The following is an 8,099-nucleotide window of genomic DNA, read 5'->3' as shown; positions in this document are numbered from 1 at the left end:
CGACCGCACCTCATCGACGGCTGCCTCATAGGCACCGGCCTGACCCTGAACAACTGACACGATCAGACCGACATCACCCAATCAAGTTCAGTAGCGCTTCGTGCCAGGCCTTCGTCGGGCCGGCTCGCCCATGCGCTGTCCGGGAGATCGGGTGTCAGTCCTCGCGTCCGGCGAACTGAAAGGTCATCCCGAAGACGCCGGCAAGAGTGATTCCGAGCCCGATGAGGAAGAGCCACAGCCCGTACACGATGCCGAGGCTCAGCAGCGCCATGCCGGCGGCTGTCCGTGCCGGGAAGGAACTCTGCGGCGGAAAGAAGTCCAGCACACCGGTGCGTTCCTGGATCTGGGAGCCCGGGCGGTCTTCCGGCCGTTTGCCCTTGCGGCGGTAGTTCATGGCGCAGAAGAACGAGATGAGTGCCGACATGACGAAGGACACCGTGAGGGCGGTGCCCCCAGCAGGCTCACGAGCGAACACGATGTAGGCCGCGTCGGTGAGAAGAAAGAACAGCGCCACACCTGCGAAGAGATACGCCTCGGTTTTCATTCGCCGTGTCCTCCCGATGTGTCAGGGGTCGACATATCACTACCAGTACGTTGCATTGAGGGCACCTCGGGGTGGTGGAGGTCGAAGGCGGGGGAGTCGGAACGGATCCGCGGCATTGCCTCGAAGTTATGACGCGGTGGAGGGCAGGAAGTTGCCCATTCCAGCGACCGTCCGAACCCCCACGGATCGTCCACGTCGACCCTCTCCGCGTACTTCGCGGTCTTCCATACGTTGTACAGGAAAGGAAGGGTGGAAAGGCCGAGCAGGAAGGCGCCGATCGATGAGATCGTGTTGAGGGTGGTGAAGCCGTCGACGGCGAGGTAGTCCGCATAGCGTCGGGGCATTCCGCTCTCACCGAGCCAGTGCTGGACCAGAAAAGTGGTCTGGAAGCCGACGAACAGCGTCCAGAAATGAACCTTGCCGAGGCGTTCGTCAAGCATCCTGCCCGTCATCTTGGGCCACCAGAAATAGAACCCTGCGAACGTGGCGAAGACGATGGTGCCGAACAGGACGTAGTGCAGGTGAGCCACGACGAAGTAGGAATCGGTGAGGTGGAAGTCCATGGGCGGTGAGGCGACGAGAACGCCGCTCAGCCCACCGAGCAGGAAGGTCACCAGAAAACCGATCGACCAGAGCATCGGTGTCTCGAACGTGAGGCTTCCTCCCCACATCGTGCCGATCCAGTTGAAGAACTTGACACCGGTCGGCACCGCGATGAGGAAGGACATCAGCGAGAAGAACGGCAGCAGCACCGCGCCCGTCGCGAACATGTGGTGCGCCCACACCGCTGCGGACAGCATGGTGATGGCGATCGTCGCCCCCACCATGCCGATGTAACCGAAGACGGGTTTGCGGCTGAAGACGCTGAGGATTTCGGTGACCACGCCGAAGAATGGCAATGCGACAATATATACCTCCGGGTGGCCGAAGAACCAGAAGAGGTGCTGCCACAACAGCGCACCTCCATTGGCTGGATCGTAGACGTGTGCGCCGAACTTTCGGTCCGCCATCAGCACCAGCAATGCCGCCGTCAATACGGGAAACGCCAGCAGGGCAAGAATGGATGTGAAAAGGATGTTCCACGTGAAGATCGGCATTCGGAACATCGTCATGCCAGGGGCACGCAAGCTGACGATGGTGGCGATGAAATTAACGGAACCCAGCGTCGTGCTCAGCCCGGCAAGGACAAGCCCCATGGCCCAAAGATCTCCGCCGGCGCCCGGCGAGCGGATGGCATCGTTCAGCGGAGCGTAGGCGAACCATCCGAAAGCGGCGGCGCCACCCGGAACCACGAATCCCGAGACGACGATCAGGCCGCCGAAGAGATAGAGCCAGTACGTCAGTGCGTTGAGCCGCGGAAAGGCGACATCAGGTGCGCCGATCTGTAGCGGCATGACGGCGTTTGCGAACCCGGCGAAGGTGGGGGTCGCGAACAACAGCATCATGACGGTGCCGTGAATGGTGAAGAGCTGATTGTACTGAAACGAACTCACGACCTGGAGGCCTGGCCGCGCCAACTCTGCGCGCATCAGCATCGCCAGAACGCCGGCGAGAAGGAAGAAACAGAACGCCGTGGCCAGGTACATGTTGCCGATCGTTTTGTGATCGGTCGTGGTCAGGTAATTTCCGATCCTGACGCCCGAACTGACGCGCGGGTTCGTGCCATCCAGAGGCGTTTGCGTGTGTGGGTGGTCCAGCTGTGCCATGGCCCCTCCAGAGATACTGGGTGAACGGCGGGGATCGGCTCACCACCGCGCCTGGTGACCAGCTGCGGTCGGCCCAACGGGAACCTGCCTGGACGGTCGGGCCTACGACTCGCCCCTCGACCGTCATACCAAGCCACCCGCGCCTCGGGCACGCACCGCGCGGAGACCACGCCCCCTTTGTATCCGTGTGGGGTGAACGCCGGCGTCCCGGCGGCATCGGAACCGGACCGTCGAGGCATTGGATACCGAGCCATCGGAGACGGGCGGCCGGCGCTACCGCCGCGGGATCTCGACCTCGGCGCGGATCGCCCGGCTGCCGTGCGGACCGGGCGTGGCATCAATGGCGCTGGTGGTGGTCCGGTCACCGGCGTCGTCGTCGTCGACCGCCGGGAGCTGGTTGAGGATGTCGTGCAGATGGTCGGGGTCGAAGCCGCTGCCGGCAACCCCCGTGCAGAAGATCCACGCGCCGTCCGCCCGGTCGCCGTAGTAGGCGTGTACCGGTGTGCCGGACACGCCGAGACGCGCGGCGTTCTGCCGGGTATTGGTGTTGAACCTCTGCACCATGTCCGCCGGTCGCCGCGTCCGCTACCCGAGCGCGAGCATTGCGTCGGCGACCTCGCCGGCCGCCGCATCGGGGATCGCAGTGGCGGCCTCCTCGAGGACGAGCAGCCGCGCCCCGGGGATCTCGCGCGCGATCGCCTCGCCGTTGCCGACGGGGAAGAACGGGTCGCGGCGGCCGTGGACGACGAGCGTGGGGACGTCGATCTCGGGCAGGCGCTCGCGCCAGCGGGGTCTGCAGTCGAGCTTGGAGAACACCATGCCCATCTGGTTGGCCATCTGGACCGGGGGTGCGGTGCCGGGCGTGCGGTCCCAGATGCGCGCGGCGATCGCGCGCGCGGCGACGGGGTCGTCGCCGAGGATCTCCGCGCCGGTGGCGGCGAACTCCGCCACCGCCTCGCGGTCGGTCCAATCGGGCATCGGATGCGCGAACAGCCGGCTCATCGTCGCCTGGTCGTGGTCGGGGAGGTCATCGTCGATCAGCCCGGGCGCGACCGCGCGGGTGCCGGCCAGGGTGAGCGCCGAGAACGCGCCCGGATGGTCGAGCGCGGCCACCTGGGCGACCATTCCGCCGACGCCGATGCCCGCGAGGTGCGCGGGCCCGACGCCGAGCGCGTCGGCGAGGGCCGCCGCGTCGGCGGCGAGGTCGCGCAGGGTGTAGGCGGGCGCCTCCGGGTCCGCCGTCGTCGACTCGCCGCTGTCGCGCAGGTCGTAGCGCACCACGTGGCGCCCGGCGGCGGCGAGGCGCTCGCAGAGCGCGTCGGGCCAGGAGAGCATCGTCGTCCCGCCCGCGAGCAGGACGAGCGGTGCGTCGTCGCGACCGAAGGACTCGATGCCGAGGGCGACCTCATTGGCGATGAAAGTGGCCATCGGATCACCATAGCCGGAGCCATGGGGCTGGAGCCCGGGCCCGGAGTCATGGGCCGGGATGGATTCGAACCGTCGACCTACGGATTGGCAGTGACCCGGCATCAAAACCGGGCCGCCCCGAGGACCGATGGATGGTCTCCTTCTGCGCCTTCCTGCGCGAGTCCTTGAGCGAGCCCGCCATAGCAGGGCGTCGGAGGCGTCAGCCAGTGATGAGTTCTGTGAACCGCTGGGTGTCGATGTTGCCGCCGGAAGCGATGATGCCGATCCTGCGGGGCGCACCTTCGAGGCGCCCTGCCATCAGGGCAGCCAGGGCGGTGGCTCCGCTGGGTTCGAGGACGATCTTCAGGCGTTCGAAGGCGAAACGCATGGCGGTGATGATTTCCGCGTCGCTGACGAGGGAGACGCCGTCGATCAGACGCTGGTTGATGGCGAAGGTGATCTCGCCTGGTGTGGGCAGCGCCTGGCCGTCGGCAATGGTCCGGGGCACGGGGATGGTGACGCGTTCGCCGCGTTCCAGGGAGCGCTTGGTGTCGTCGCCTGCTTCGGGTTCGACGCCGATGATCGTGGTGGCGGGGTGGAGTGCCTTGGCGGTGGTGGCGGAGCCGGCGATGAGGCCGCCGCCTCCGACGGGCACGACGAGGGCGTCGAGCGGGCCGGTCTCCTCGAAGAGTTCGAGGACGGCGGTTCCCTGTCCGGCGATGACGTGCGGGTGGTCGTAGGGCGGGATGAGGGCGAGGCCGCGGTCGGCGGCGAGGGCTTCGCCGAGGGCGGTGCGGTCCTGGGTGTAGCGGTCGTAGGTGACGATCTCCGCGCCGTAGCCGGCGGTGGCTTCCATCTTGGAGCGGGGGGCGTCCTCGGGCATGAGGATGACCGCGGTGGTGCCCAGTTCGCGGGCGGCCAGGGCGGTGGCCTGGGCGTGGTTGCCGGACGAGTAGGCGGCGATGCCCTTGGCCAGTTGCCCGGCGGGCAGTTGGGCGGCGGCGTTGTAGGCGCCGCGGAATTTGAAGGCTCCGATGCGCTGGAAATTCTCGCACTTGATGAACACCTCGGCGCCGACCAGGGCGTTCAGGGCGCGGGAGGTGAGGACGGGGGTGCGGTGGGCGATGCCTTCGAGACGTGCGGCGGCCTGGCGGACGTCGTCGAAGGAAACGGGCAGTGCAGCGGCCATGGCGGGTCCTTGCGCGGGTGAACGTTGGGAGATGTCTTACGGGCGGCAGGTCACCAGCCGGAGACGCGCGCGGGATCGGTCGAACCGGCGGTCATGAAGAGTCCTTGGTGTAGTTGTAGACGGTCGCCCGGGAGACGCCGAGCAGGTCGGCGATGGCCTGGGCAGCGTGGTGCGAGTCGAAGTAGCCGTCACGGTGCAGTTGCTGCACGAGCTCCTTCTTGTTCGCCCGGCTGAGCGACCTCGGGGTGCCGGCGCGCTCCGCGGCCAGAGCCTCGACCGTCTCGTGCAGCTCACGCGCGTTGCGGTCCCGGAGCGTCTCCAGAGGCTGTTGCCGGTTGTCGGTGTCCGTGGCGACCAGGTTCGACAACGCGAGCGTGACTGGTGACAGCACGGAGACGTCGAGGTTCAGGCACAACGCCGCGATGTACTCGCCCGCAGCGTTCTTGATGCCGATGGAGGTGCTCTTCGCGGGGCGGCCGTCGGGGAACTGGTTGGGGTAGTTCTGGATCACGCTCGGGTACTGGGGATCGGCGATGCGGGCCAGGCCCAATTCGGTTGCGGAATCTCCGACTTGACGGTCGGAGAGGTTGTTCTCGATGGCGCGGATCGCGTGCTGCGGGTCACGCAGGTCGTGCAGGACCACCTCGCACAGGCCAGGGAACATGCGTCCCAGGGCGACAGCGATCTTCTCCGCCTCGCGGATCAGGTGCTCGTCCGTTTCGGCCGGGGTGGGCAGGGCCCGGTCCGTGTGCCGGTCCTGTTCCGTGGTTTCTGTGACGTGGTCCATGCATCCCCTCGCTGGATCGTCAGGCGGGCACCACAGGGGGCGGGCTCCGGGTACTTGGCCCAGTCTTCCAAGAGCAAGGTAACCGTGTCTAGCAGAATCGTCTAGATCTGCATTCATTGTCCAAACGCAACTCCCCCCGGCTGGAGGCGCAAAGTCCCAGAGAAGTCCCACGGATGCCGCCGCGCCCCCTCCAGGCTTGCATTAACGCAGGTCGGAGCAGGTGCGGCGGCACTCGCCGGTCAGATGTCCCGGAACTCCTATACGACGTATCTGACCTGCGCAAACGAACCCGTCCGAAGCGGCAGCCGACGACGATCGTGCAACCAGTCCAGCAAAGACGACGCGTTCACGTCCTTTACGCGCATCTTCCTGGGAGTTCCGGGGTCAGCAGCGACCTGCTGGATCTGTGCGTCGCCCGGCCCATACGTTCAGCCGGTCCGCGGTGTGGGATCGAGCTGGATGGCGTTGTCGGCGCCGCCGTGGTTGCCGATGGCGAATCCGGCGAGGGTCTTCGGCACCGTGCCGGTGGTCAGGTCCCCGACGGACAACTGGCTGGTGGCGTTGTTGTCCGGGACGTACATCCCCGCGTCGAAGTACGGGGTGCCGGTCCGGGGACTGACGGACAACACGGCGATCTTGTGGGCACCGTCCACGGCGAGGGACGACGGCTTGCCGATCCGCAGGGTGGTCCCGTCGCCGGTGGGTTCGCCGGTCGCCTCGTCGAGCGAGCTCAGCACCCCCGAGGGAGTGATGTTCACGCTGATCGCGGTCGCCGACACGTTGTACAAGGTGCCGGCGTCGTCGGAGCCGATGCCGTGGCTGCACGCGGAGGTGGAGCCGTCGCCGGTCACGGTCCCGGCTGCCAGGTCGACCCGGGCGACGGTGGTGCTGCCCAGGCGTCCGGAAGCGTGCTCGTTGTTGCCCTCGCGGTCCACTGGCTGCAGACCGCCCTCTGACCACGGCCCCTACAAGGCCCTGTCCGAGGTGCTTGGGGCGGTGGTACGCAGGCGTCCGGTGATCGCGTGTCCGGTGTCCGGGGCGGGCGTGGTGGTGGGGATGCCAAGGCGGTCGGCCAGATCATTGAGGTGCAGGTCGCAGGCGGTCTCGAGCAGGTCGGCCAGGACATCCGCGGCGGCAAAGGCGCGTACTGCGGCAGTGGTCAGGACTGCGGCGCCGATCAGGGCGGCAGGCCACCAGGCGGCGGTGAGGGTGAAGTAGAGCAGCCCCCAGGCGGCGAGGCGGGCGGTGGCGGCGTAGGTGTCGCGGGCGGCGGCGAGGTCGGTGCGGAGCTCAGCGGACAGCACAGTCCACAGGCGTGGCCAGGCCAGGGCCAGGTCGTCGAGGCCGTTGTTTTGGGCGGCATGGAGCGTAGCGAGCGCGAACCGGTCGCCGATGCGGGTGGTGTGGCCCGGCCGGGCGGGGCCGAGACGGGCCCGTCGGCGCTGCCGGGCGCGCACCTGGGCGGCGCGGGTCCGGGCGGCCCCGTAGTCTGTGGCCCGGGCGGCGTGCCGGATCGCGGTCTTCAATTGCTCGCCTGCCGTGTCCCAACGTCTTTGGCGCCAGGCCCGTATCCAGGAAGCAGGTGGGAGGTCGCCGGGCAGCGCCCACAACTGCTCGACCAGGCCGCCGAGAGTGCCGGCGAGGAGTCCCACACCGGTGCTGGCCAGCAGGATCGTGGATGCGGCGAGTGCGACCGTGCCGGGGGCGTGGGCGGCGGGGCGGGCGGAGAGCTGGTCGAGCCAGTCGCCCAATCGGTCGGCGGCGAAGGGGTGGTCCTGGCCCAGGTGCAGGCTTGTTGCGAGCAGCGCGGTCCACAACAGGCCGGGCAGCAGCAGCGCGTTGAGCCACCGATCGGCGAGTTTCGTGCCGATCCCGGCCAGAAAGGTGCTCGTCACCGCAGGCCGGGCGAGTAGGGCTTCATCCGTCCGTCCTCGCCCAGGGATGCTGCACAGGTCGGCGGGTGCGGGGTCTCGTCCTGAAGGACCACCCGGCTGCACCTGCCCAGTGGGCAGGTCCACCCGGCAATCCCCGCTGTGTCCGCTCCCATGCCCGGCGGCAGGGACGGGACACGACGGGTCAGCGCGGGCAGGCCCTGCCGGGCGCAGGCGTCCTCGATCACGTCGATCAGCGCGGCCACGTGCCGCTCGTCGGGCTCGGCCCGGTTGGCGAGCAGCGCCAGCAACTCGCTCAGCTGCGGCAGCGCCCCGGCGTCGCGGATCATCGTCGCCAGCTCCGGCCAGCGGCTGAGCTCACCGCACAGCGCCGCCACGCGCTCGCCCACCACGTCTTGCATGCTGCCCCCTCTGCACGGTTCCACCTGGCTGGTACTCGTGGGGCCTGCGCCAGCAAACGGGGCCCTGTTCCCCAGAGTTGACCAAAGTATAGGTTGTGTGGCTTGTGCCGTGGTTAGCATCCACTTAAGGCGCAACGCCCATGTTGCGCGTGCAGTCGCGGCTTGCCTGGGCA

At 67.8% G+C, this 8,099-nt stretch carries 9 protein-coding genes; all 9 read right to left on the bottom strand.

The features are described 5' to 3' along the window. Positions 1–154: 154 nt before the first annotated feature. The 9 genes from ctaF to ACZ7L9_RS17185 all read right to left on the bottom strand — a co-directional run bounded on the left by ctaF (position 155) and on the right by ACZ7L9_RS17185 (position 7,926). A complete protein-coding gene (ctaF, locus tag ACZ7L9_RS17225; RefSeq protein WP_471415978.1) occupies positions 155–544 on the bottom strand; it encodes an aa3-type cytochrome oxidase subunit IV in 390 nt (129 codons plus the stop codon). Beyond that, on the bottom strand, positions 541–2,250 hold the full coding sequence (ctaD, locus tag ACZ7L9_RS17220) for an aa3-type cytochrome oxidase subunit I (RefSeq protein WP_471415977.1): 1,710 nt from the start codon (positions 2,248–2,250) through the stop codon (positions 541–543). Before ctaD ends, ctaF begins: the two co-directional genes overlap by 4 nt. Before the next feature lie 273 nt (positions 2,251–2,523). Beyond that, positions 2,524–2,814, bottom strand: a complete 291-nt coding sequence (locus ACZ7L9_RS17215; RefSeq protein WP_471415976.1) for a hypothetical protein — start codon at positions 2,812–2,814, stop codon at positions 2,524–2,526. A gap of 21 nt (positions 2,815–2,835) precedes the next feature. Further along, the gene (locus ACZ7L9_RS17210) at positions 2,836–3,678 is read right to left on the bottom strand and encodes an alpha/beta fold hydrolase (RefSeq protein WP_471415975.1); all 843 of its coding nucleotides are present in this window, start codon (positions 3,676–3,678) and stop codon (positions 2,836–2,838) included. A 199-nt stretch (positions 3,679–3,877) separates the two neighbouring features. Next, on the bottom strand, positions 3,878–4,846 hold the full coding sequence (locus ACZ7L9_RS17205) for a threo-3-hydroxy-L-aspartate ammonia-lyase (RefSeq protein WP_471415974.1): 969 nt from the start codon (positions 4,844–4,846) through the stop codon (positions 3,878–3,880). A gap of 91 nt (positions 4,847–4,937) precedes the next feature. After that, positions 4,938–5,633, bottom strand: a complete 696-nt coding sequence (locus tag ACZ7L9_RS17200) for a helix-turn-helix transcriptional regulator (RefSeq protein WP_471415973.1) — start codon at positions 5,631–5,633, stop codon at positions 4,938–4,940. A 428-nt stretch (positions 5,634–6,061) separates the two neighbouring features. Further along, positions 6,062–6,568, bottom strand: coding sequence for a hypothetical protein (locus tag ACZ7L9_RS17195; protein ID WP_471415972.1), 507 nt, complete (start codon positions 6,566–6,568; stop codon positions 6,062–6,064). Between the two features lie 30 nt (positions 6,569–6,598). Further along, positions 6,599–7,528, bottom strand: a complete 930-nt coding sequence (locus ACZ7L9_RS17190; protein WP_471415971.1) for a hypothetical protein — start codon at positions 7,526–7,528, stop codon at positions 6,599–6,601. Continuing rightward, positions 7,525–7,926 carry a hypothetical protein gene (locus ACZ7L9_RS17185; protein ID WP_471415970.1) on the bottom strand — a complete coding sequence of 134 codons (402 nt, stop codon included), beginning with the start codon at positions 7,924–7,926 and terminating at the stop codon, positions 7,525–7,527. Before ACZ7L9_RS17185 ends, ACZ7L9_RS17190 begins: the two co-directional genes overlap by 4 nt. Between the last annotated feature and the right edge of the window lie 173 nt (positions 7,927–8,099).

The organism is Streptomyces sp. NPDC111516 (assembly GCF_055635345.1).
Note: the sequence above shows the minus strand (reverse complement) of the source record. Positions and strands in the feature narration are given on the sequence as shown.